Annotated in this window: 23 protein-coding genes and 1 tRNA gene; 9 read left to right on the top strand and 15 right to left on the bottom strand. The window is 63.3% G+C overall.

All coding sequences use genetic code 11. From position 1 onward, the window contains the following. Positions 1-257 precede the first annotated feature (257 nt). The 6 genes from C2L65_RS05115 to C2L65_RS05090 all read right to left on the bottom strand — a co-directional run bounded on the left by C2L65_RS05115 (position 258) and on the right by C2L65_RS05090 (position 5654). Positions 258-334 (bottom strand) — tRNA-Val (locus C2L65_RS05115). Between the two features lie 98 nt (positions 335-432). Then, positions 433-2673: a RelA/SpoT family protein gene (locus C2L65_RS05110; protein WP_042311355.1), complete on the bottom strand. Its 2241-nt coding sequence runs from the start codon at positions 2671-2673 to the stop codon at positions 433-435. Between the two features lie 61 nt (positions 2674-2734). Next, entirely contained in the window at positions 2735-3088 is a 354-nt protein-coding gene (locus C2L65_RS05105; protein WP_035990403.1) for a RidA family protein, read from the bottom strand. A gap of 104 nt (positions 3089-3192) precedes the next feature. Next, on the bottom strand, positions 3193-4113 hold the full coding sequence (locus C2L65_RS05100; RefSeq protein ID WP_042311353.1) for an alpha/beta fold hydrolase: 921 nt from the start codon (positions 4111-4113) through the stop codon (positions 3193-3195). 192 nt (positions 4114-4305) lie between these two features. After that, a complete protein-coding gene (locus C2L65_RS05095; RefSeq protein WP_042311285.1) occupies positions 4306-4947 on the bottom strand; it encodes a CoA transferase subunit B in 642 nt (213 codons plus the stop codon). 2 nt (positions 4948-4949) lie between these two features. After that, positions 4950-5654, bottom strand: coding sequence for a CoA transferase subunit A (locus C2L65_RS05090; RefSeq protein WP_007585457.1), 705 nt, complete (start codon positions 5652-5654; stop codon positions 4950-4952). Positions 5655-5968: 314 nt separating this feature from the next. On the opposite strand from C2L65_RS05090, the gene C2L65_RS05085 reads away from it, so the two are divergent. Beyond that, positions 5969-6514 carry a PAS and helix-turn-helix domain-containing protein gene (locus C2L65_RS05085; RefSeq protein ID WP_042311283.1) on the top strand — a complete coding sequence of 182 codons (546 nt, stop codon included), beginning with the start codon at positions 5969-5971 and terminating at the stop codon, positions 6512-6514. A 68-nt stretch (positions 6515-6582) separates the two neighbouring features. On the opposite strand, the gene C2L65_RS05080 is transcribed toward C2L65_RS05085, so the two are convergent. Both C2L65_RS05080 and C2L65_RS05075 read right to left on the bottom strand, forming a co-directional pair. Next, entirely contained in the window at positions 6583-7011 is a 429-nt protein-coding gene (locus C2L65_RS05080) for an acyl-CoA thioesterase (protein ID WP_042311281.1), read from the bottom strand. Between the two features lie 206 nt (positions 7012-7217). Next, complete coding sequence (locus C2L65_RS05075; RefSeq protein ID WP_035990385.1) at positions 7218-7994, bottom strand: SDR family oxidoreductase; 777 nt, start codon at positions 7992-7994, stop codon at positions 7218-7220. 187 nt (positions 7995-8181) lie between these two features. On the opposite strand from C2L65_RS05075, the gene C2L65_RS05070 reads away from it, so the two are divergent. Then, positions 8182-9855, top strand: coding sequence for an electron transfer flavoprotein-ubiquinone oxidoreductase (locus C2L65_RS05070; RefSeq protein WP_042311279.1), 1674 nt, complete (start codon positions 8182-8184; stop codon positions 9853-9855). Between the two features lie 78 nt (positions 9856-9933). Here the strand turns inward: C2L65_RS05070 and C2L65_RS05065 are convergent, their stop codons facing one another. The 4 genes from C2L65_RS05065 to C2L65_RS05050 form a co-directional block, all read right to left on the bottom strand. After that, positions 9934-11397 (bottom strand): tetratricopeptide repeat protein, encoded by a 1464-nt coding sequence (locus C2L65_RS05065; RefSeq protein WP_042311276.1) that lies wholly within the window; start codon positions 11395-11397, stop codon positions 9934-9936. A gap of 70 nt (positions 11398-11467) precedes the next feature. Continuing rightward, a complete protein-coding gene (gene aroC, locus C2L65_RS05060) occupies positions 11468-12568 on the bottom strand; it encodes a chorismate synthase (RefSeq protein ID WP_042311274.1) in 1101 nt (366 codons plus the stop codon). A gap of 143 nt (positions 12569-12711) precedes the next feature. Further along, positions 12712-14649: an MFS transporter gene (locus C2L65_RS05055; RefSeq protein ID WP_042311272.1), complete on the bottom strand. Its 1938-nt coding sequence runs from the start codon at positions 14647-14649 to the stop codon at positions 12712-12714. A gap of 169 nt (positions 14650-14818) precedes the next feature. Beyond that, a complete protein-coding gene (locus C2L65_RS05050; protein WP_035991317.1) occupies positions 14819-15286 on the bottom strand; it encodes a CBS domain-containing protein in 468 nt (155 codons plus the stop codon). Between the two features lie 308 nt (positions 15287-15594). Here C2L65_RS05050 and C2L65_RS05045 point away from each other — a divergent pair, with 308 nt between their 5' ends. The 3 genes from C2L65_RS05045 to C2L65_RS05035 all read left to right on the top strand — a co-directional run bounded on the left by C2L65_RS05045 (position 15595) and on the right by C2L65_RS05035 (position 18243). Continuing rightward, a complete protein-coding gene (locus C2L65_RS05045) occupies positions 15595-16944 on the top strand; it encodes an O-acetylhomoserine aminocarboxypropyltransferase (RefSeq protein WP_042311269.1) in 1350 nt (449 codons plus the stop codon). Next, a complete protein-coding gene (locus C2L65_RS05040) occupies positions 16941-17786 on the top strand; it encodes an alpha/beta fold hydrolase (RefSeq protein WP_042311267.1) in 846 nt (281 codons plus the stop codon). The genes C2L65_RS05045 and C2L65_RS05040 overlap by 4 nt, the downstream gene beginning before the upstream one ends. A 133-nt stretch (positions 17787-17919) precedes the next feature. Beyond that, positions 17920-18243, top strand: a complete 324-nt coding sequence (locus C2L65_RS05035; protein WP_042311265.1) for an Mpo1-like protein — start codon at positions 17920-17922, stop codon at positions 18241-18243. A 71-nt stretch (positions 18244-18314) separates the two neighbouring features. Here C2L65_RS05035 and C2L65_RS05030 read toward each other — a convergent pair whose 3' ends face one another. Then, complete coding sequence (locus C2L65_RS05030) at positions 18315-19631, bottom strand: YihY family inner membrane protein (protein WP_042311351.1); 1317 nt, start codon at positions 19629-19631, stop codon at positions 18315-18317. A 109-nt stretch (positions 19632-19740) separates the two neighbouring features. On the opposite strand from C2L65_RS05030, the gene wrbA reads away from it, so the two are divergent. The 4 genes from wrbA to C2L65_RS05010 all read left to right on the top strand — a co-directional run bounded on the left by wrbA (position 19741) and on the right by C2L65_RS05010 (position 23181). Further along, positions 19741-20343, top strand: a complete 603-nt coding sequence (gene wrbA / locus C2L65_RS05025; protein ID WP_042311263.1) for an NAD(P)H:quinone oxidoreductase — start codon at positions 19741-19743, stop codon at positions 20341-20343. Then, positions 20340-20768 (top strand): DUF2069 domain-containing protein, encoded by a 429-nt coding sequence (locus C2L65_RS05020; protein WP_042311262.1) that lies wholly within the window; start codon positions 20340-20342, stop codon positions 20766-20768. Before wrbA ends, C2L65_RS05020 begins: the two co-directional genes overlap by 4 nt. A 124-nt stretch (positions 20769-20892) precedes the next feature. Continuing rightward, positions 20893-22320, top strand: coding sequence for an FAD-binding oxidoreductase (locus tag C2L65_RS05015; RefSeq protein ID WP_042311260.1), 1428 nt, complete (start codon positions 20893-20895; stop codon positions 22318-22320). A gap of 27 nt (positions 22321-22347) precedes the next feature. Continuing rightward, the gene (locus C2L65_RS05010; protein WP_042311257.1) at positions 22348-23181 is read left to right on the top strand and encodes a metallophosphoesterase; all 834 of its coding nucleotides are present in this window, start codon (positions 22348-22350) and stop codon (positions 23179-23181) included. Positions 23182-23200: 19 nt separating this feature from the next. On the opposite strand, the gene C2L65_RS46100 is transcribed toward C2L65_RS05010, so the two are convergent. Continuing rightward, a complete protein-coding gene (locus tag C2L65_RS46100) occupies positions 23201-23362 on the bottom strand; it encodes a hypothetical protein (protein ID WP_167306437.1) in 162 nt (53 codons plus the stop codon). A 170-nt stretch (positions 23363-23532) separates the two neighbouring features. Further along, a complete protein-coding gene (locus C2L65_RS05005) occupies positions 23533-24471 on the bottom strand; it encodes a LysR family transcriptional regulator (protein ID WP_035990361.1) in 939 nt (312 codons plus the stop codon). Positions 24472-24596 lie beyond the last annotated feature (125 nt).

The following is a 24596-nucleotide window of genomic DNA, read 5'->3' as shown; positions in this document are numbered from 1 at the left end:
GGCACAGGCAACAAGACGTAAAGACAAAAATGCGGACAAAAAAAATGCGGCCCCGCTTTCGAGGGGCCGCATTCACTTTTCTGCAAACTGCAGCAAACAACAAGGGCGAAAGTGGTCCTCGACTAGCGTCGCTCCGAAACAGTTCCGGTCAACGTTCGCGGTGTCATAACCATGTTCGCTTGATTCGCCATTTACGCCGAAGCGCTCATTGCTACTTGCGTTTGCGAAACATCGGCAAGCCGAAGTTTCAGATTCGTTGGTAGGCTCGATTGGACTCGAACCAACGACCCCCACCATGTCAAGGTGGTGCTCTAACCAGCTGAGCTACGAGCCTAGAGAAACGAGATTATATGGAGCGTAGAGAAAGTTGGCAAGCATTTTTATGCAGCGACATCAAAATCCAAATGCCGGCTTCGCGCAGGGCCAACATCTTCATTTGCGCGTGGCCCTGACGACGCCCGCTACTTCGCCCAGCATCGCGCACGCGCGCTGGATCTGCGCCGCGCTCGATACTTCCACCGTGAACTGCATGAACGCCGCGTTGCGCCGCGACTGCGTCTTTACGCCGACCACGTTCATCTTCTCGCGCGCGAAGACTTCGGAGATATCGCGCAGCAGACCTTGCCGGTCGGTGGCTTCGATCGAGAGATCGACGGGATAGACCGACTTGCCACGTCCGCTCATCACGTCCGCGGACCAGGCTGTTTGCAGCACACGTTCCGGTGCGCGTTCGGCCATGCGCTGGAACGTCGGGCAATCGCTGCGATGTATCGACATGCCCTTGCCGCGCGTGACGAAACCCGCGATGTCGTCGGGCGGCGCCGGGCGGCAGCAGCGCGCGAGTTGCGTGAGCAACGCATCGACGCCGACGACGAGCACACCCGTCGACGCGCCATGCGCGACGCTCGCGCCGCTACTGCGTTTCTCGAACTGCTCGGGCGCTTCGACGACGGGCTCGGCGGGCGGTGCATCGTTCAGCGCCTGCTCGACGAGCCGCAAACTGAACTCTTCCTTGCCGACCACCGAGAACAGATCGTCGGTGGACTTGAAACCGAGCTTCGCAGCAAGCTGATCGAGATTGACCGACGTCTTGCCTTCGCGCTGCAAGGTCTTTTCGACCATCGCACGCCCCGTCGCGATGTTCTCCTGCACTTCGACCGCGTTGAACCACGCGCGCACCTTCTGGCGCGCGCGGTTGCTTTGCAGATAGCCGAGCTGCGGATTGAGCCAGTCGCGCGACGGACCGCCCTCTTTCACCGCGATGATCTCGACCGTCTGCCCGTTCTGCAACGGCGTGTTCAACGGCACCATCGCGCCGTCGACCCGCGCGCCGCGGCAACGATGCCCCAGTTCGCTGTGCAGGTGATACGCGAAATCGAGCGGTGTCGCGCCTTGCGGCAGCGGAAGCACACGCGCCTGCGGCGTGAGCGTGTAGATATGGTCGTCGTCGAGCGTCGCCTGACGAAGCTGCTCCCATGGTCTGGCAGCGCCCTTTTCACCGGGCTTGCCTTCGGACACATCGTCCTTCCATGCAAGCAGCTGACGCAGCCATGCGATCTTCTCGTCGTACTTCTCGCTGGCGGTGAACTGGCCGCCGTACCCGCGCGTGCCCGCTTCCTTGTAACGCCAGTGCGCAGCCACGCCATATTCGGCGAACTGATGCATTTCCTGCGTGCGGATCTGCACTTCGAACGCGCGGCCGTCATCGCCGATCACGACCGTGTGCAACGACTTGTAGCCGTTCGGCTTGGGCCGCGAAATGTAGTCGTCGAATTCCCTCGGCACCGGCTGCCACAGGTTGTGTACGATGCCGAGCACCGTGTAGCAATCCTTGATGTCCGGCACGATGACGCGAAACGCGCGCACATCGTAGAGCTCGGAAAAGTCGAGTTCCTTGCCGCGCATCTTGCGCCAGATGCTGTAGATATGCTTTGGCCGGCCGCTCACCTCGGCGTTGATATGCGCGGCCGCCAGCTCCCGTTGCAGCTGCGCGATCGCCTCGGACACATAGGTTTCGCGCTCGACGCGCTTCTCGTCGAGCAGCTTCGCGATCCGCTTGTAGGTTTGCGGCTCCTCGAAGCGAAACGCGAGGTCTTCGAGTTCCCACTTCAATTGCCAGATGCCGAGCCGGTTTGCGAGCGGCGCGTAGATATCGAGCGTCTCGCGCGCCACGTCAGGGGTAGGCGTGATCTTCGCCGCAGCGTAATAGCGCAACGATTGCAGCCGCGAAGCAAGCCGGATCAGCACGACGCGGATGTCCTGCGCGAATGCGAGCAGCATCTTGCGCAGCGCCTCGACCTGCGCGCGGCGCGCAGCCTGGGCATCGCGGCCCGCTTCGGGCATTGCATTTTGCGCCGCACGCATGCTCACGGTGCCGAGCCGCAGCAGCTTGCGCACGTCGCCGACCAGTTGCGCGACTTCCTCGCCGAAATTGTCGGCGATGGTCTGCTCGGGATTCGCCAGATGCGGCGTCAGCGAGAACAACGCTGCCGCCAGCACTGCAGGCGGATCGACGTTCAGCGTGCGCATGATAGCGGCCGTGCCCGCAGCATGATCGGCGAGCGGCTCGCCCGACGACAGGCGCGCATCGCCCGCGTGCTCGCGCACGAACGCGAGTGCGTCGTCGAAGGACGGCGTTGGGTTCGGAGCGGTCGTGACGGTGTCGGTGTTCATCATGCGGCGGCCCGCGACATACGCGGGCGGTCAGACAAATGCTTGAAACGTGATGGCGTGCCTAGCTGCGCTGCGCGGCGACGACGACCACTTCGACGAGGCACTTCGGGTTGGCGAGCTTCGCCTCGACCGTTGCGCGTGGCGGCGTGTTGCCTTGCGCGACCCACTCGTCCCATGCCGCGTTCATGCCGGCGAAATGCACCATGTCCGAAATGTAGATTTGAACCGACAGCAGCAGCGACTTGTCGCTATTGACTTCACCGAGCAGGCGGTCGATGTGGCCCAGCACTTCGCGCGTTTGACCGACGATGTCCTGATCGGTGTCCTCGGCGATCTGGCCAGCAAGATAGACCGTGCCGTTATGCACAGCGGTTTCCGAAAGACGCTTGCCGACGTGATGACGAATGACTGCCATGAAATGTCCTGTCCGTTGAGATAGAAAAACGACGCTGCGCGGCGATGCGTTTTGCGTGCGTCCGATCCTTCAAGATCGGTCAACGCCGCAGCGCCAATCTCATATTATGACGCGTCAGCGCCGTCCCCGATAAAGAACCGTTTCACGATATCAATCTGATCAGCGGCGAGAAAGGCTGGCGCGTGGCCTACACCGGGGATTTCGACGCTCGACACATTGCGCCCCTTCTCGATCATCTGCGCGACGGTTTCGCGCGACAGCAGATCCGACTGCTCGCCGCGCACGACGAGCACGGGCCCCTCGATCGCCGCAAACGAGTGCCACAGCGCCGCCTCGCCCAGCGCCGTCAGTTCGGGCGTGGTCTTCGTGAACGGCTCCGCGATGCGCGGGTCGTAGCGAAAGCGCCATGCGCCGTCACGCTCATGCACGAGCGGCGAATTGATCTCGCGCCACTCTTCCGGCGTCAACGGCCCGAACGATTGCGCGAGCAACGCAGCATGATCGATCACTTCCTGCTGCGTGGCGAACGACACCGGCTGCCCCAGATAGCTGCCGATACGCTCGAGCGCGACCGGCTCGACATGTGGGCCGACGTCATTGACGATCATCTTTCGAATGGGTGAGTCTTTCAGCCCGGCGAAGGCCATGCCGATCAGTCCACCCATCGACGTGCCGAACCAATCCACCGACTCCACACCGAGCCGCGCAACGAGCGTGACCATGTCGCCGACATACTGCGGAATCGCGTAGTAAGCGGGATTGGCGAGCCACGACGACAAGCCGCGCCCGACCACATCAGGACACACCACGCGATACACCGACGACAACGCCGCCGCGACCCGGTCGAAGTCACGACCCGAACGCGTGAGGCCATGCACGCAGACCAGCACACGCGGGTTGTCGGGCGCGCCCCATTCGGTGTACGCGATACGATGCAGGCCCGCAGGGCTTGCGCATTGAACGTAGCGCTGACGGGGCACGGCGGAATCGATTGCAGACGGAACGGCGAAGGGCGTGGCGGTCATCAGGATTCCCTCGATCGAAAAGGCAGCGTGCAAAGGCGCACGGAACACGATCGATTCTAAACCGCTTCGCCTTGATCGCTCATCGGTCAAACGGCATAGGACAAAAGCACAAAACCAAATGAAAAGCGGGCGCGACCTGCATCGCACCCGCTTCACGTCAACCCAATCCGGCGCGAAGCCGGACTAAGCAAATCAGCCCACTGCGCTCGTATCCAGCGGCGCGCCCGTCTTCGCCTTGATCTCGTCGACAGTGACACCGTCGGCCAGTTCGACCAGCTTCAGGCCGCCATCGACCACGTCGATCACGCCGAGGTCGGTGATGATCCGGTCGACCACGCCCACGCCCGTCAGCGGCAGCGTGCATTCCTCGAGAATCTTGTGCTGGTCGCCCTTCGCGACGTGTTCCATCAGCACGACCACTTTCTTCACGCCCGCGACGAGGTCCATCGCGCCGCCCATGCCCTTGATCATCTTGCCCGGGATCATCCAGTTCGCCAGATCGCCCTTCTTGCTGATCTGCATGGCGCCCAGAATGGCCAGGTTGATGTGGCCGCCGCGAATCATCGCGAACGAATCGGCCGACGAGAAAATCGACGAACCGGGCAGCGTCGTCACGGTCTGCTTGCCCGCGTTGATGAGATCGGCGTCGACTTCTTCTTCATACGGCGACGGGCCGATGCCGAGCAGGCCGTTTTCCGATTGCAGCCACACTTCCATGCCCGCGGGCACGTGGTTGGCGACGAGCGTCGGCAGGCCGATGCCGAGGTTCACGTAAAAGCCGTCCTGCAGTTCCTGCGCCGCGCGCGCGGCCATCTGGTCACGATTCCAAGCCATGGTCATTCTCCTTTCGCGCGGACGATGCGTTGTTCGATACGTTTTTCGGGGTTCGCGTTCAGCACGATACGCTGCACGAAAATGCCCGGCGTGTGGATCGCATCCGGATCGAGTTCACCCGTCTCGACGATCTCTTCGACTTCCACGACCGTGATCTTGCCGGCCATCGCGCACATCGGGTTGAAGTTGCGCGCGGTGCGACGGTAGATCAGGTTGCCCGACTTGTCGGCCTTCCATGCCTTGACGAGCGCGACGTCGGCCGTCAGCGAATGTTCCAGCACGTAGTGGTTCTCGCCGAACTGGCGCGTTTCCTTGCCGTCCGCGATGATCGTGCCGTAGCCCGTGTTCGTGAAGAACGCCGGAATGCCCGAGCCGCCCGCACGCAGCTTTTCGGCGAGCGTGCCTTGCGGCGTGAATTCCAGCTCGAGTTCGCCCGCCAGGTACTGGCGTTCGAATTCCTTGTTCTCGCCGACGTACGACGAGATCATTTTCTTGATCTGGCGCGTTTCCAGCAGCAGCCCGAGGCCGAAGCCGTCGACGCCCGCGTTGTTGCTGATGCAGGTGATGCCCTTGACGCCCGAATCGCGCAGGGCGGCGATCAGCGCTTCGGGAATGCCGCACAGGCCAAAGCCGCCGACAGCGAATGTCTGGCCGTCCTTGACGATGCCTTCGAGCGCGGACGCCGCGCTTGCGTAGACTTTGTTCATCAGTGTGTCCCTTCCTTGATTGGATACCCGAAAATCCGGATCGATGCGACGCCGTTCTTATATCGACTGGCTGCGTGTTCCTGTGCGCTTTCGCGCGGTCTGAACCGCCTGCCGGGGCGCTGCAGGCCTGGCCCGACACGCCATTCTAGTCATCTGCGGCGAACGGTGGCGTGACATGTGCAAAACATTGCAAACCGGTGCTCACGCACGCCAACCGCGCATCTTGTGATGTGCCGAAAGGGTACGATGCGGCGGCCTTGCGGCACAATACGCAAAAATACATAAGTATTCGTACCGCACTCTTTGCTGATTTCATGCCCGAACTGGATTACCAAACCGCTTTTCATCTCGCGCCGATCGGTCTCGTCCTGTCGCGCGAACGGATCATCGAAGACTGCAACGACCAGCTGGCCGCGATCTTCGGCCGCTCGCGCGAATCGTTGCTGGGGCAATCGTTCGCGGTGCTGTATCCATCGCCCGACGAGTTCGAGCGCATCGGCGAACGCATTCCGCCCATCATGACCGCGCAAGGCAGCTACGCCGACGACCGCATCATGAAGCGGGCCAACGGCGAGCTGTTCTGGTGCCACGTGACGGGCCGCTCGCTCGACCGCGCGATGCCGCACGCAGCGGGCGTCTGGACTTTCGAGGATCTCAGCGCGACACGGCGCGTCGCCGTCGAACTGACGCCGCGCGAGCGCGAAATCGCCGCGCAACTGGTGACGGGGAAAACGAGTAAGCAGATTGGCCGGATTCTCGACATCAGTTCGCGCACCGTCGACGTCTATCGCGCGCGGCTGATGCGCAAATATGACACGGGCAACGCGACGGAACTGTTGCAGCGCCTGCTCGGAAACTGACTTCCGCTTGCAAATCGGGGAGCGGGGGGGCGGCGCCGGCCGCGACAGCCGGCGCGCGAGGATGACGCTCAGGCCTTCACGAGATGAGCGCTTTCGATTGTCGAGCGCAGCAGATCGGGAATCGGCACCGACTTGCCCGCCGCGTAGTCGATCCACACACACTTCGCATTGCCGCGCGCATACAGCGTGTCAGGATCGTCCGCGCGATACAGCTCGAAGCCCGTGTCGAAGCTGCTGCGCCCCGGCACGCCGACCGTCATGCGGCCGATCACGTCGCCCGGATAGTGCAGCTGCTTCAGAAATTCCATCGATGCGTTGACGATCACGGGCCCCTGCCCTTCGCCATTGCCGCCGGCGATGCCGAGCTGCTCGAACCAGGAAATCCGCACCTGCTCCATGTAACGGAAATAGACCGTGTTGTTCACATGGCCGAACGCGTCCATGTCGCCCCAACGGATCGGCATCGACATCTCAAAAACGGGGTGGTAATCGCTCATTGCACTTCTTCTACGGTTTAAATCGGGGAAACGGAACGGCTGGGCCGCACTCTGCTTTGGTCGCACTGCATGGCGCGGCGGCCAGATTCGACTGCGCAACGCGCCGCGCGATGCGGACGTTGCACAAGGGTGTCAATGATCGCGCGTTTCGCGTTTTACTGCTCCGAGCGTCGCGAAACGCGTGGTTTTCAGCGGATTCGCGCCCTTCACGACAGGCCGAAGCCGTCGTCGGCGGCGATCACCGAGCCGTTGATGAACTGCGATTCGTCGGCGGCGAGCAGCAGCAACAGCCCATCGAGATCTTCCGGCTTGCCGACGCGATGTCGCGGCAGCATCGAGATCAGCTTCTGCCCCTGATCGGTCGACCAGTGATGATGATTGATCTCGGTATCGATGTAACCGGGGCAGATCGCGTTCACGTTGATGCCGTGCCGGCCCCACTCCTGCGCCATCGCCTTCGTCATGTGTACGACGGCGGCCTTGCTCATCGAGTAAAGCCCGATCTGCGGCAGCACCCGCAAGCCCGCCACCGAAGCAATATTGATGATCCGGTACGAAGGTTTGTTAGTGGCGCCACAGCGCATGATCATTCGCTTGGCCACTTCCTGCGCGACGAAGAAGGCGCCGCGCGTGTTCGTGTCGAACACGTATTCGAAGTCCGCTGGCGTCACTTCCGTCAGCTTTTGCGTCGTCGAGACGCCCGAGTTGTTGACGAGGATATCGATCGTGCCCGCCTCGGTCTCGGCGTGCGCAACAGCCGACTTGATGCTCTGATAATCGGTCACATCGAGCGAAACGACGTGCGCCGCGCCGCCCGACGCCTCGATCTCGGCGCGCAATTCCTTCAGGCGTTCGATTCGTCGGCTTGCCAGCACGACCTTGGCGCCCGCTTGCGACAGCACCATGGCAAACCGCTTGCCGAGTCCACTCGACGCGCCCGTAATCAGCGCCACCTTGCCTTCCAGATTGATCGAACGGCCCATTGTCGTTTTCCTTGGAACGTGGATGTGACGGGATAACATGTCCACGCATCGCGCAGGGCATGGCGTAATTCCCAGTTCACAATAATAGAACGATCGTGCTAATCTCGCCTCATTGTGTTGCAGCGCAAGGATCGTTCGCTGACAATACGATCCCGAAAAAAGCATTCTAACGGTAAGAGGAGCATCAATGACCCCCGCAAGTCTGATCGAGCAATACGGCCCGCGCGAGTCGATGGAATATGACGTGGTGATCGTCGGCGGCGGCCCGGCGGGCCTGTCGGCGGCCATTCGCCTGAAGCAGCGTGCTGCGGAAAAAGGCGTCGAGATCGGCGTCTGCGTGCTCGAAAAAGGCTCGGAAATTGGGGCGCATATCCTCTCGGGCGCCGTGATGGACCCGCGCGCGCTGAACGAACTGATTCCGGACTGGAAGGAAAAAGGCGCGCCGCTGGACGTTGAAGTGACGGAAGACCGATTTTTGTTTCTCTCCGAAACGGGGGCGAAATCGGTGCCGAACTGGGCGCTGCCGGACAATTTCAAAAATCACGGCAATTATGTGATCAGTCTCGCGAACGTCACGCGCTGGCTGGGACAACAGGCCGAAGCGGCGGGCGTCGAGATTTTTCCGGGTTTTGCTGCCGCTGAAGTGCTGTACAACGAGGACGGTTCGGTCAAAGGCGTTGCGACGGGCAATCTTGGCATCGGCAAGGACGGCGAGCCGACCGAAAATTTCCAGCTCGGCATGGAACTGCACGCGAAGTACACGCTGTTCTGCGAAGGCGCGCGCGGCCATCTCGGCCGGCAACTGTCGGACAAATTCAAGCTGCGCGACGGCGCCGATCCGCAGGTGTACGGCATCGGCATCAAGGAACTCTGGGAAATCGATCCGGCGAAGCACAAACCGGGTCTGGTGATCCACACGGCCGGCTGGCCGCTCGATACGCAGACTTACGGTGGCTCGTTCCTGTATCACATCGACAATAACCAGGTGATGGTGGGCTTTGTCGTCGGCTTGGGCTACTCCAATCCGTATCTGTCGCCGTTCGAAGAATTCCAGCGCTACAAGACGCATCCGGAAATCCGCAAGTTCCTCGAAGGCGGCAAGCGTGTGTCGTATGGCGCGCGTGCGATCACGGCGGGCGGCCTGCTGTCGCTGCCGAAGCTCGCTTTCCCGGGCGGCGCCCTCGTGGGCGACGATGCAGGCTTCCTGAACGCGTCGCGGATCAAGGGTTCGCACGCGGCAATCAAGACAGGCATGCTCGCCGCCGACGCCGCGTTCGATGCCGTGCAGGCCGGCCGCCATAGCGACGAACTGACCGCATATCCCGAGTCGTTCAAGACTTCGTGGCTGCACACCGAACTCTATCGCGCGCGCAACTTCAAGCAGTGGATGAGCAAGGGCCTGTATCTCGGCACGTTGATGGTCGGCATCGAACAGAAGCTGCTGGGCGGTAACGTGCCGTGGACGCTGCACCACCAGCACTGGGATCACGAGATGCTGAAGCCGGCATCGCAATGCACGCCGATCGAGTATCCGAAGCCGGATGGCAAGCTCACGTTCGATCGCCTGTCGTCGGTGTTCATCTCGAACACGAATCACGAAGAGAATCAGCCTGCGCACTTGACGCTGAAAGACCCTTCGGTGCCCGTCAAGGTCAACCTGCAAACCTATGCAGGCCCTGAAAGCCGTTACTGCCCCGCCGCTGTCTATGAGTTCGTGAAGAACGACGACGGCAGCGAGCGCCTCGTCATCAACGCGCAAAACTGCGTCCACTGCAAAACCTGCGATATCAAGGACCCGACGCAGAACATCGTGTGGGTGACGCCCGAAGGCGGTGGCGGTCCGAACTATCCGAACATGTGACGCAAACCGCGTCGCCCGTAAAGCAAAACGCCGCTCGATGAGCGGCGTTTTCACATGACGTTGCGGAAATTTTCCGGCTCACTCCGCCAGCGCTTCAAGCCGGGCACGCACGCGTTCAAGCACGGCCTCCCACGCGCCAGCCGACGGCTGACGAAACAGCTCGGCTGTCTGATACCACGGCGTACGCTCCGTCTCCTCGCCCCAGAACCAGGAGGACACGTGATCGAGCATTAGCCACGTCGGCACGCCGAGCGCGCCCGCCAGATGCGCAGGACCGCTGTCGATAGTAACGAGCGCGTCGAGATTGACGAGCAGCGCGGCCACGTCGTCGAAACCGGCCGTGAACTGCGGGGTCAAGTCGACGATATCGATGCCTTTCGTGCGCCATTGTCCGACCGTCTGCTCGCGCCCCGGTGAAATCGCGAAGAACGTCACACCCGGCACATCCAGAATTCGCGCGATCTCATGAGCCGGCACCGAGCGCCGCCTGTCGCGGATGTGATCGGGATTGCCGTTCCAGACAAGTCCGATCTTCTTATTTCCCGCCACCGTGGCGCCAGCGACGCGCTCGCGCCATGCGCCGGCAAGCGCGGGATCGGCGCTCAGATACGGCCGTCCCCACACCGACGGATCGTTGATGCCCAAACGCAGCGGCAAGCTCATCAACCCACAGTGATAATCGGGCTTCGTGTCGAGGCTCGTTTCGATCTTGATGCCATCCGGCAGCATGCGTTCAAACAGATGCTGCATCGGCCCCGCGTAACCAAAAATCACGCGGCCGCCCTCACGTTGCGCGCGCTCGGCGAGCAGCGGTAGAAAGCGCACCGACCACAGACAATCGCCGTTGCCCTGCTCGCCATAGACGACGAGCGTCTTCCCCGCCAGCGACTCGCCGCGCCAGTTCGGGCTAATAGCGGCGAGCGCAGCCCGCGCGGCGTTCGAATCGTGCGCGAAGGCGATGCGTGCTTCGTAGTCGAGCCAGCCTTGCGCGTAACGCCCCGCGCGCACTTCCAGTTCCGACAGATCGAAAAGCGCGTGCGCGTTGTTCGGTGTCAGCTCCAGCACGCGGCGCAGCAGCGCTTCCGCTTCGCCGAAACGGCCTTGTTCCTTGATGCACAACGCGAGCTTGTGCAAGACGATGTGATTGCCGGGCGCCGCGCGCGCCGCTTCGTGCAGCAGGCGCTGTGCTTCGGTGAAATCGTCGCGCTCCTGGACGGCGGCCGCGCGCCAGACGAGCGCGTTGGCATCGTTGGCGTCGCGCGCCAGCAGAAGTGCGGTGGACGATTCGATGAGCGCCCAGTCGCGGAGGATGAAGGCCGTCTGCGCGATGCTGTGCAACAGCCTGGCGTCGCAATTCGCGTCCAGCCGATGCGCCCGCATCAGCGCATCGACGGCTTCGCGCAGCAGCGCCTTGTCGCCGTTTGCACGTTCAAGGAGCGCGTTGCCGAGCGCGAACCAGTCGGTCGCGACGGCGTCGGGCAAGGCCGTACGCGCACGCAGCGGCGCGAGCGGATCGGCGGCGGTGGGATCGATAGTGTTCATGTTGACCGCCCCGTCGGGAACCAGCGAGTTTGCCGGATATCTTCGACCTTACGCCGAATGGCGTTGCACGTCAGGGCGCGCTGGCAGCGATCTTCGGCGTATCGACGGCGACGTCGCCGCATTGCGCGCGGTGCCTTAGCGCGTGGTCGATCAGCACGAGCGCGAGCATTGCCTCGGCGATCGGCGTCGCGCGAATGCCGACGCACGGATCGTGTCGCCCAAACGTTTCGACGACGGCGGGCTGGCCGTTTTTATCGATCGAACGGCGCGGCGTGCGGATGCTCGACGTCGGCTTGATGGCGATCGACACGGTGATGTCCTGTCCTGTCGAAATGCCGCCGAGCACGCCGCCCGCATGGTTGCCCACGAAGCCTTCCGGCGTCAGTTCGTCGCCATGCACGGAACCGCGCTGCCGGACGCTTTCGAAGCCCGCGCCGATCTCGACGCCCTTCACCGCGTTGATGCCCATCATGGCGTGCGCGATGTCGGCGTCGAGGCGGTCGAACAGCGGCTCGCCAAGGCCCACGGGCACGCCCGACGCGACCACGTTGATGCGCGCGCCGATCGAATCGCCGTCCTTGCGCAGTTCATCCATATACGTTTCGAGCTGCGGCACGATATCGGCATTCGGCACGAAGAACGGATTTTCGCGCACGTATTGCCAGTCGACGAACGGCACGTCGATCTCGCCGAGCGCCGCCATATAGCCGCGAATCTCCACGCCAAACTTCTCGCGCAGCCATTTCTTCGCGACGGCTCCCGCCGCCACTGTCGGCGCCGTCAGGCGCGCCGACGAACGGCCGCCGCCACGATGGTCGCGAATGCCGTACTTCTGCCAGTAGGTGTAGTCGGCGTGGCCAGGACGGAAGGTTTCGACGATGTTGCCGTAGTCCTTGCTGCGCTGGTCCGTGTTACGGATCAGCAGCGCGATGGGCGCGCCCGTCGTTTTGCCTTCGAAGACGCCCGAGAGAATCTCGACCTTGTCTTCTTCCTGGCGCTGCGTCACATGACGCGACGTGCCGGGCCGGCGGCGGTCGAGTTCGAACTGGATGTCGGTCTCGACGAGCGGCATACCCGGCGGGCAGCCGTCGATCACACAGCCGATGGCCGGGCCATGCGATTCGCCGAAGGTCGTGACGGTGAAGAGCGTACCGAGGGTATTGCCGGACATGAGCGTCGTCCAAAGAAATGCGGGGAGACCGTTATTATGCCAGCCCGGCCGCACTGGCGTGGCGCGGAGCAGCCCGGCCGGTGGTTATAGGACGAATGGACGAAAGCGTCGCGCCTTCCGCCAGACGGTTCAGGCGTACAGCCTCACTTGCGCGCGCCGCGCAGCTCGGTGACGACCTGCTGCAGACGTTCCGGCGTCGCGTCGGCCGGTTCGAGCGGCTCACCGACGGCCAGCGTCAGACGGCTCATCACGCCCCTCTGGAGCGGCCGCGGAAAGCGCGCATCGGTGCTGCGCGACCAGAAACTGCCCCACAGCCCTCGCAGCGCCATCGGTACGACGGGCACGGCCTTGCGCCGCAGAATTTCCTCCACGCCATGGCGGAACGGATTCATCTCACCCGTTCGTGTCAGCTTGCCTTCGGGAAAAATACAGACGAGATCGCCGTCGTCGAGCGCTTTCGCACAGGCGTCATAGGCACGTTTCAGCATTTCCGGGTCTTCATGTGCGGGGGCGATCGGAATCGCCTTAGCGTGTCTAAAGAGCCAGCCGACAAGCGGTGTGCGGAAAATCCGGTGGTCCATCACGAAGCGGATCGGCCGCGGGCTTTCCGCCATGATGACAATGGCGTCGACATAGCTCACGTGATTGCACACCAGCACGGCCGCGCCCTCTTCGGGAATGCGCTCCGCATGCACGAGGCGCATCCGGTAGAACGTGTGTACCAGCAGCCAAGCGACGAAGCGCAGCAGAAACTCGGGCACGAGCGAATAGATATAGATCGCGACCACCACGTTGAGCAGCGCCGTCACGAGGAACAACCCCGGAATGCCGACACCCGCCGACGTCAGAGCGACGGCTATCAGTGCCGACACGATCATGAACAGCGAGTTGAGGATATTGTTCGCCGCGATGATCCGCGCGCGGTGGCTCGGCTGGCTGCGGCTCTGGATCAGCGCGTAGAGCGGCACGCTGTAGAAGCCGCCGAACATCGCCAGCAGGAACAGATCGGCAAGCACGCGCCAGTGCGCGGGCAAGGCCATGAATTCGCCGACCGTCAGCAGATGCGAGACGCCCGGCAGCGCGTGGCTCGCGAAGAACAGGTCAATCGCGAACACGCTGATGCCGATCGAGCCGAGCGGCACGAGCCCGATTTCGATGCGTTTCTTTGACAGCCGCTCGCACAACAGCGACCCGGTGCCGATGCCGATCGAAAAGGTGGCGAGCAGCACGGTCACGACATCGGGATTGGCGGACAGCACGTCCTTCGCGAACCGGAAGAACGACGACAGGAACGTCGCGCCAACGAACCACAGCCAGGAAATGCCAAGCAGGCTCAGAAACACCGTCCGGTTCTGACGCGCCAGTTTCAGATTTCGCCAGGTTTCGCTGATTGGATTCCAGTTGATGCGCAGGTCCGGTTGAGAAGGCATCGACGGCGGCACGAAGCCCGACGCGACGCGTCCAATCAGCGCAATCGCCACGCAGCCGAACGCGAGGATCGCCGCGCCGTGCGCGTCCGAGCCCGCCGCCGCGCCGCCCAGAATCGTGCCGAACAGAATCGCGACGAAGGTGCCCATCTCGACCATGCCGTTGCCGCCGACCAGCTCCGATCTGTCCAGATGCTGTGGCAAGTAAGCGTACTTGACGGGGCCGAACACCGTCGAATGGACGCCCATCAGGAACGTACACAGATACAGCAGCACGGCGTTGTGCAGCCAGAAGCCTGCGCCGCCGACCAGCATCACGCCGATCTCGAATGTCTTGACGAAGCGCGTGAGCATCGCCTTGTCGTACTTGTCGGCGATCTGACCAGAGGTCGCCGAGAACAAGACAAACGGCAGAATGAAGATCGCGGAAATCAGAAAGGCCGCGGTATCCGCATTGACGCCTGAGAAGCGCGCGGCCTGATACGTGACGAGCGACGTGAAGCCGATCTTGAACACGTTGTCGTTCATCGCGCCGAGGAACTGCGTCCAGAAGAACGGCGCGAAACGGCGCTCGCGCAACAGCCGGAACTGCGAACCGTGTTCACGCGCGGTGCGCCTTTGCTGTTGGGCGGTAGACAACGGACGATCGTTCATTGAGTGATGGATGTTGGGCAGTTTCTGCCCGGATTCACAACCGCTTTGCGGAACTGGCGGACACAAAAAAAGCGCACGCTGATCGCGCGCGCTTCGAGGATAGTTCAGTCATGCGACAGCGGCATGCCGGCAGGCCTCATCTGCAAATTGAGCCGACACCGAGCCTCGCTCAGCGCGACGGCTGCTCCTGCTGCGGCTCATCTTCCGCGGGCCAGTCGCGGATATAGGCCTTCAGCATCCGGTTCTCGAAGCCCTGCTCTTCAACGACCGCCTTCGCGACGTCGTAGAACGAAATCACGCCCATCAGCTTGCGGCTTTCCATGACGGGCAGATAACGCACGTGATGTTCGAGCATCATGCGGCGAACTTCGTTGACATCCGTTTCCGGCGTGCAGGTGAGCGGGTGATCGTCCATGATCTTGCGGATCGTGCTGCCGCCGACGCTGCCACCATTGCGGCTCAGCACGAGAATGATCTCGCGGAACGTCAGCATGCCGACGAGATCGCCGTACTCCATCACGACGAGCGAGCCGATATCGTGCTCGGCCATCGTGTTGACGGCTTCATTGAGCGGGCTATCGGGCGTGACGGTAAAAAGGGTGTTGCCCTTGAGCTTGAGAATGTCGCTGACGCGCATGATTTGTCTCCTGATGAAGCCTTCTGAAGCAAAAAAAGGCTTGACTGTCTTTCGATCGTAGCGGAAAGGCCCACAAAAAGAAAGCGCACAACCACTGCCGGGAGCGCGCCAGCGAACGCTCGGCAGGCGGCGCTCGCGGGTCTGCCTGCGGCTGCGGCGGGCGCGCCGGGCGGCCCGTTCTCGCCTGTCCGGCCCGCATTTCCATACAGACGTAATACGGGCGTTAACTGAGTGGTCGGCACGCGGCACGATGATACGATGGCCCCCACTCTCACCTTCGCCGGGCTGTCGAGGTCCGGCCGTCCACGATGTCCGCCAACCGTTTCGACACGCTTGCGCTGCATGCGGGCGCCGCCCCCGACCCCGCGACGGGCGCGCGCGCGACGCCGATCTACCAGACCACGTCCTTCACGTTCCGCGACTCCGATCACGCCGCCGCGCTCTTCAACATGGAGCGCGCGGGCCATGTCTACTCGCGCATCTCGAACCCGACGGTCGCCGTATTCGAAGAGCGCGTCGCCGCGCTCGAAAACGGCGCGGGCGCGATCGGCACGGCGAGCGGCCAGGCCGCGCTGCATCTCGCGATCGCAACGCTGATGGGCGCGGGCTCGCACATCGTCGCGTCGAGTGCGCTCTATGGCGGCTCGCACAACCTGCTCAACTACACGCTGCGCCGCTTCGGCATCGAAACGACGTTCGTGAAGCCGGGCGACATCGACGCGTGGCGCGCCGCGCTGCGCCCGAACACCAAACTGCTGTTCGGCGAAACGCTGGGCAACCCGGGCCTCGACGTGCTCGATATCGCGACGGTCGCGCGGATCGCGCACGAGCATCGCGTGCCTTTGCTGGTCGATTCGACCTTTACGACGCCGTATCTGCTCAAGCCGTTCGACCACGGCGCGGATTTCGTCTACCACTCCGCGACCAAGTTCCTCGGCGGCCACGGCACGACGATCGGCGGCGTGCTTGTGGACGGCGGCACGTTCGACTTCGACGCGTCCGGGCGCTTCCCGGAATTCACCGAGCCGTACGAAGGCTTTCACGGCATGGTGTTCGCCGAGGAAAGCACGGTTGCGCCGTTCCTGCTGCGCGCACGCCGCGAAGGGTTGCGCGACTTCGGCGCGTGCCTTCATCCGCAAGCGGCGTGGCAACTGCTGCAGGGCATCGAAACGCTGCCGCTGCGCATGGAGCGCCACGTCACGAACACACGCAAGGTGGTCGAATTCCTCGCCGCCCATGCCGCTGTCGAATCAGTCGCCTATCCCGAACTGCCGACCCACCCGGATCACGCGCTCGCGCAGCGCCTGCTGCCGCGCGGTGCGGGCGCCGTGTTCAGCTTCAATCTGCGCGGCGACCGCGCCGCCGGCCGCGCGTTCATCGAAGCGCTATCGCTGTTCTCGCATCTCGCGAACGTCGGCGATGCGCGCTCGCTCGTCATTCATCCTGCCTCGACGACGCACTTCCGCATGGACGCCGCCGCGCTAGCCGCCGCGGGCATAGCGGAAGGCACGATACGTCTTTCGATCGGCCTCGAAGACCCCGACGACCTGATCGACGATCTCAAGCGCGCGCTAAAAGCCGCGCAGAAATCCGCGGGCAGCACTGCGCAACAAGCCGCCTCGAAACCCGCCGATCCGGCGCGCAAGGAGTCCGCATGATCGTCGACGTCAACGGCAAACCGGCCTACGCGTACACGGGCGGCAAGGCATTCGACGCCGCTCTGCCCACCGCCGTCTTCATTCATGGTGCCGAGCACGATCACAGCGTCTGGGCGCTGCAAACGCGCTATTTTGCGCATCACGGCTTTGGCGTGCTGGCCGTCGACCTCCCCGGCCACCACCGCAGCGCGGGCCCGGCGCTGACCAGCATCGGCGCGATGGCCGACTGGCTCGCGGCGTTGCTCGACGCAGTGGGCGTGGCGCGCGCGTTCGTCGCCGGGCACAGCATGGGCTCGCTCGTCGCCCTCGACTTCGCGGCCCGCTACCCGTCACGCGCGACGCATCTGGCGCTCGTCGCGACGGCCGTGCCGATGGCCGTCTCCGACGCGCTGCTCGATGCCGCGCGCGAGCGCGAGCCGGAAGCCATCGACATGGTCAACCAGTGGTCGCATTCGACGCTCGCTGCGAAACCGTCTTGCCCCGCGCCCGGCTTCTGGCTGCACGGCATGAACCAGCGGCTAATGGAGCGCGTCTCGGCGACAGGCGAGCCACAACTCTTTCACACCGACTTCAGCGCCTGCAATGCGTACACGGACGGCCTCGCGCGCGCCGCGCAGGTGAGCTGCCCCACACGCCTGATCGTCGGCAGGCGCGACGTGATGACGCCGCCGCGCGCCGCCAAAGCCGTCGCCGACGCGCTGCGCGGCGCAAACGTGCCCGTCGACACGATCACGCTCGACGCCGGCCACGCGCTGATGTCCGAGCAGCCCGATGCAACGCTCGATGCGCTTTACGCATTTGCGACAGCCCACGCTTCGAACCGTGTACAGGCATCACACTAACCGCCCCGAAGCGCGCGCACCATATGCCGAATGGCCAGGTTGCGCGCGTCTGACGATAGCAGCACAATGAATCCATGCCTGACCGGATCGGGCAGCGCGACGGCGCTCGCACAGGCAGGCAACGGAGGCGATCATGAGCCATCAGACAACGCACGACGAGCACTTCGGCAGCTTCGCGGAGTTCTATCCGTACTATCTGACCGAGCATCGCAACACGGTGTCACGGCGGCTGCATTTCGTCGGATCGCTGGGCGTGATTGGCTTCGTCGCAATGGCGCTCGCGACGGGGGACTGGCTGTGGCTGCCGGCAGCCGTGATATGCGGGTATGGGTTTGCGTGGGTCGGCCATTTCTTCTTCGAGAAGAACCGGCCGGCGACCTTCCGGCATCCCATTTACAGCCTGATGGGCGACTGGGTGATGTTCAAGGACATCTGCACGGGGCGCATTTCGCTATAGCTAGCGGCGAGCGGCGCAACGCGGCTCAGGCACCACGAACGATGCGCGAGCGCCCCAAAGCCCGAGAGCGCTCAAGCCGTCTGCTGGGGCAACGCAGCCGCGTCGTGCATGCCCGCCTGATCCTGTTGCGCAGCGTCGCGTGAAGAGGCGCGCGCCGCCAGCAAAGTCGAGAGGTTTACCTTGAGCGCGTCGTTATCGAGCGCGGCTAGCAGCATGGCGCTATCCACATGCGTCGAAGCGAGATTCAGCTGATACGCAAGTTCCGCGCGGTCGATCACGAACAGGTCGAAAAGCCGCTCCACTGTGATCTGGGTCGGGTTCGCGATCAGCAGAAAGCGCGGGCGTTGGCCGTTTTCATCGAGTTGCACGATCCAGTCGATCGCTTCGAGCCGCTGCAACAGACGCACCGTCGTTTCCATATCGCGGCGCAGTGCGCGCGCGAGTTCGGGCACCGTGTAGCCGTGCGTGCCCGCATCACGCGCTTCGACGAGCCGCGCAAGCAATTCGAGCGAATCGAGCAGATCGCTGCCCGGAAAGTCGGGACGATGGAATTGCCCCGTGCGGATCGCCGGCAACGCCGACGCGATCATCGCGCCTGCGAGCGTGATGAACCAGCTGAGGTACATCCATAGAAGAAAGAGCGGCACGACGGCGAACGCGCCGTACACAGCCGTATAAGTCGGAATGCGTCGGATGTAGAAACCGAAGCCGCGCTTGGCCAGTTCGAACGCGATCGCGGCCGTCACGCCGCCTACGATGGCATCGCGCCACTCCACCCGACAGTTCGGCACGAACACATACATCAGCGTGAATGCGAGCACCGTCAGCGGCAATGCAGCGCCCGCCAGCGCCCATTCGATCAGCGGCGTGATGCGCTGCGCGGCCGTGTAAGTCATGGACTGCGTGAACAGATACGAGGAGATCGACAGGCTCACGCCGATCAGGATCGGCCCGAGCGTCAGGATCGACCAGTAGACCAGCACGCGCTGCGCGAAGGGGCGCGCCTTGCGCACGCGCCAGATCACGTTGAACGCGGATTCGATCGTCATCATCGTCATCACGGATGTGACGAACAGGATGATCATGCCGACCGTGGTCAGCCCCTTTGCCTTCGATGCGAACTGGTTCAGGTATTTGAAGATCTGGCTGCTGACCTGGTCAGGCATCAGATGGTCGGCGAGAAAGGTCTGCAGCGACATCTGGAACTGCGCGAAGATCGGAAACGCGGTAAACAGCGCGAACGCGACCGTCGCGAGCGGCACCAGCGAAAGCATCGTCGTGAAGGTGAGACTGCCCGCAACCTGAGGAATGCGATCCTCGCCGCTGCGCTTCGCGGCAAACTCCGCGAGACGCTTGAGCGCGTCGAGATCGAGACGCAACCTGGACAACAAACCGACCTCCTCCACTTCAGTGCACGCGCCGGCATCGAGCGCGTCGCCAATCTCGCGGCACCGCCAGCGAACCCACCCCTATAATACCCGTTCACTGCCAATGCCTATGAAAGACATCCTCGTGCTTTACTACAGCCGGCACGGTGCCACGCGCGAACTCGCGCTGGCCATCGCGCACGGCATCGACAGCGTTACCGGCATGCAAGCGCGCGTGCGTACGGTGCCACCCGTTTCGACGGTCTGCGAAGCCACGCAGCCCGACATTCCCGCCGAAGGCCCGCCGTACGTGGAACTGCGCGATCTCGAAGAGTGCGCGGGACTCGCGCTCGGCTCGCCGACCCGCTTCGGCAACATGGCCGCGCCGCTCAAGTACTTCCTCGACGGCACCACGCCGCAGTGGCTCTCGGGCGCGCTCGCGGGGAAGCCTGCGTGCGTGTTCACGTCGACGGGCAGCCTGCACGGCGGCCAGGAAACGACGCTGCTGTCGATGATGCTGCCGCTCCTGCATCACGGCATGCTGATCCTCGGCATTCCCTATACCGAAAGCACGCTCACGACGACGCAAACGGGCGGCACGCCCTATGGGGCATCGCACTTCGCGCGTGCGGACTCAGCCGGCCACGGCATTTCAGCCGATGAGAAAACGCTCGCCGTTGCGCTTGGCGCGCGGATTGCGCGCACTGCCGCCTCGATGAGCGAGCGGCCATGAATACGGCGCGCGACGCAGCGTCCCGTAACAGCGCGCAGGGCAACCGCGCCGCCGCAACGGGCGCGCTGGTTGCGCTCATTGCATTGATTGCGCTGTGCGTTGCGTGGGAATGGTGGCTCGCGCCGTTGCGCGCGGGCGGCTCGCTGTTCGTGCTCAAGGCCGTGCCGTTGCTGCTCGCGCTGCCCGGCGTGTGGCGCAAGCGGCTTTACACGTTGCAGTGGGCATCGATGCTGAGCCTGCTGTATCTGATGGAAGGCATCGTGCGCGGTATGTCGGATCGTGGCCTGAGCGCCCGGCTCGGCTGGTGCGAGGTGATCCTCGCCGTCGCGTTCTTCGTCTGCGCACTCGTTTATGTCGCGCCGTTCAAGCGCGCGGCGAAGCGTCATGCGCGCAGTGAAAACGGCGCGGCCAGCGGGCCCGTCTGATTGTCCGGCGCGGTGCGGCCACAGCCCTGGCCGCGCCGCGCATTCAATGCATCAACCTGCATCAACCGCCATCGTCGAATCACGCACCTGCCGAACACGCCCTACCCGCTCTGACCGACCATTCATGAACTCCGCAGCTTCATCGAACTTCATCGCCGCGTGCGTCGACGCGATCGGCACCGCGCACGTCCTTACCGATCGGCACGACACCGCGCCCTATCTCACCGACTGGCGCCGCCGCTACACAGGCAGCGCGTGCGCGGTGCTGTGCCCGTCGACGGCCGAAGAAGTCGCCGCGATCGTGCGGCTCGCGAACGAACATCGTGTCGCGATCGTGCCGCAAGGCGGCAATACGGGCCTCGTGGGTGGCGCCACGCCCGACACCAGCGGCGCGCAAGCAGTGCTGAGTCTCAGGCGGCTCAATCGCGTGCGCGACGTCGACCCGCACAACAACACCATCACCGTCGAAGCAGGCGTCGTACTCGCCGACGTGCAGGCGCGCTCCGAAGCGGCCGCACGGCTGTTCCCGCTGAGCCTCGCGGCGCAAGGCAGTTGCACGATCGGCGGCAATCTGTCGACGAACGCGGGCGGCACGGGCGTATTGCGCTATGGCAACACGCGCGAGCTGTGTCTCGGGCTGGAAGTCGTGACGCCGCAAGGCGAGCTGTGGGATGGACTGCGCGGACTGCGCAAGGACAACACCGGCTACGATCTGCGCGACCTCTTCATCGGCGCGGAAGGCACGCTCGGCATCATCACGGCGGCCGTGATGAAACTGCATCCGCAGCCGGCCGCGCGCGTGACCGCGCTCGCCGCGCTGCCTTCGGCGCATGCCGCGCTGGATTTTCTGTCGCTCGCGCAGCGTCACGCCGGACCGCTTCTGACGGGCTTCGAGTTGATGTCGGATTTCTGCCTGCGTCTCGTGAACCGGCATTTTCCGCAGATGCGCTATCCGTTCGCCGAGCCGCACGCGCAGATCGTGCTGCTCGAACTGTCGGATAGCGAAAGCGAAGAGCACGCGCGCGCGCTCTTCGAGCGGATGATGGAAACGGCACTCGAAAGCGGTCTCGTCGAAGATGCCGTGGTCGCGGAAAATCTCGCGCAGACGCAAGCATTCTGGAATCTGCGCGAGCACATTCCGCTGGCGCAGGCCGAAGAAGGGCTTAACATCAAGCACGATATCGCGGTGCCGATTTCGCGCATCGGCCATTTCATCGAAGAAACGGATGCGCTGATCGCGGAGGCCGCGCCCGGCGCGCGGATGGTGACGTTCGGTCACCTCGGCGACGGCAATCTGCACTACAACGTGCAGGCGCCCGAAGGCGGCGATGCGAAGCAGTTTCTCGACCAGTATCAGCACACGATGAATCAGATCGTCTACGACAGCGTGCATCGGCATCGCGGCAGCATCAGCGCGGAGCATGGAATCGGTCAGTTGAAGATCGACGAATCGGCGCATTACAAATCGGATATTGAGGTGCGTCTGATGAAAACTTTGAAAACCGCGTTCGATCCGCTGAACCTGATGAATCCCGGCAAGGTGCTACGCTAATAGCATCCAAACTGGCGAGAGGCGTATATGAAAATTCGCGTGCTGTCCGATCTGCATCTCGAATCCGACCAGCCGGAAATCATTCCGCATGCGGACGCCGATCTGGTCGTGCTGGCAGGCGACATCCACAATCACGCTGAAGGCCTGCGCTGGGCGGCTGAAACGTTCGACGGCGCGGTGCCCGTCGTCTACGTGCCGGGCAATCACGAGTATTACGACGGCGAGTTCGGTGCGCTCGAAGCGGCGATGCACGACGCCGCCGCGAGCGTCGACAACGTGTACTTTCTCAACAACACGACGCTCGTCGATCCGCTCGGACAGTGGCGCGTGCTCGGCACGACGCTGTGGACCGACTTCGATCTTTACGGCAATGATGAAGAATCACGCGCCGCGTCGATCGCGGCGGCCGAGCGCGTGATGCTCGACTATCGCGGGCTAATTCAGGTGACATGGACAGCGGGAAACGACTCGGGTGGCCAGGGCGCGCTGCAGGACAACACGCCGCGCAACCTGACGGCCGCCGATACGATCGCACTTCACCGTCACGCGCGCGCGTGGCTGGAAACGGAACTGGCGAAACCGTTCGCGGGCAAGACGATTGTCGTCACGCATCATGCGCCGCACCGGCGCAGTCTCGCCGAGCGTTATGCGGATGATGTCGTGTCAGCGGGCTTCGTCAATGATCTGCCGTCGCTGGTGCGCGCGCCCGTGACGCTGTGGATACACGGCCATACGCATACGGCATTCGATTATGTAGAAAACGGCGCGCGCGTCGTGTGTAACCCGCGCGGGTATCTCGACCGGCGCACGCGGGCGCTCGAAAACGCGGCGTTCACGTGGGACAAAGTGGTCGAGATCTAAAGGCGTCGACGGCGGAGAATCAACGCCCGCTGATATCGCGCGCGCGACGCTGCCGCTCGTCGACGCGGATCGGCACGAGACGCGGCTGCGGCCGCAGGCGTCGCAGCAGATCGCGCGACGCGGCAACGCCAATCAGTCCGAGCATGACGGCGACGCCGATCATCAGCAGATTCGTATCCATGTTGTCCTCTTCGATTCCAGATGTGCTTGCGTGCCGAAAGATGCCCGCCTTGATGACACGTTAGCAAACCCGATGCCGCGAGGAAGTAAGGAAGTGTTGCGACGCGACAGCGGGATGTAACAGTCCGTCAAAAGGCTGCTCCACCCATATCGCGCCATGCACGCGCTATTTCAAGTGCGCGCGAACTTGCGCAGTTCGGCCTGATCCGCGGCGAGTGTCGCCGGCAGTTCGTCGCGCAGAAACTCGACCCACGTGCGGATCTTCGCGTCCAGATACTGCCGCGACGGGTACAACGCGTACACGTTCATTTCCTGCGAGATATATTCCGGAAGAATCCACACGAGTTCGCCGCTGCGCAGGCCGGCAATGGCTGAATAGATAGGCAGCACGGCGACGCCCATGCCTTCGCGCACCGCCACGGCCATCGCTTCCGCGACGTTGATCTGGAACGTGGATGCGCCCAGATGCAGCGTCTCCTGCCCGTTCGGGCCATCGAAAGTCCATTCGTCGGCGGGCATCACGGGTGTGATCATTTGCAGGCACGTGTGGCCCCGCAAGTCGGACAGCGTCTGCGGCACGCCGTTGCGCTCCAGATAATCCGGCGATGCGACAACCACGCTGAACGCGCTGCCAAGGCGCTGCGAAACCAGCCCCGAATCAGGCAAGCTCTGCGCGAGCACGACCGCGACGTCGTAGCCTTCGTCGAGCAGATCGGGCATGCGCTGCGCGAGCGTCAGTTCCAGATGCACGTCGGGATAACGCTGCTGATAGCGACTCACGGCGGGCACCACGTAGTGCTGGCCGAAGCTCGTCATCGCGTGAACCTTCAGCTTGCCCGACGGACGCGCGTGCGCATCACTGGCCTCGGCTTCCGCCTGATCGACGTACGCGAGAATCTGCTCGCAGCGCTGCAGATAGCGCTCGCCCGCCTCCGTGAGCGCGATGCGGCGCGTCGTGCGGTTCAACAGACGCGTGCGCAGATGCGCCTCCAGATCGGACACGGCGCGCGACGCATAAGCCGTCGTCGTGTTCAGATGCTGGGCCGCGCCCGTGAAGCTGCCTGCTTCGACGACGCGGACAAATACGCGCATGTTCTGAAGCGTATCCATGATTTACACCCAAATCTTTCAGTACGGGAAGGATTGTTGCACGATTTGGAAAGACGATTATCTCATTCTCCGTAAGTATGCGTTACACCCTTGCGGGTTATTCGCTAACTGATCAAAAAATATAA

Source organism: Paraburkholderia terrae (assembly GCF_002902925.1).
Lineage (GTDB): Bacteria > Pseudomonadota > Gammaproteobacteria > Burkholderiales > Burkholderiaceae > Paraburkholderia > Paraburkholderia terrae.
This window is presented reverse-complemented; position numbering and strand designations above follow the sequence as displayed.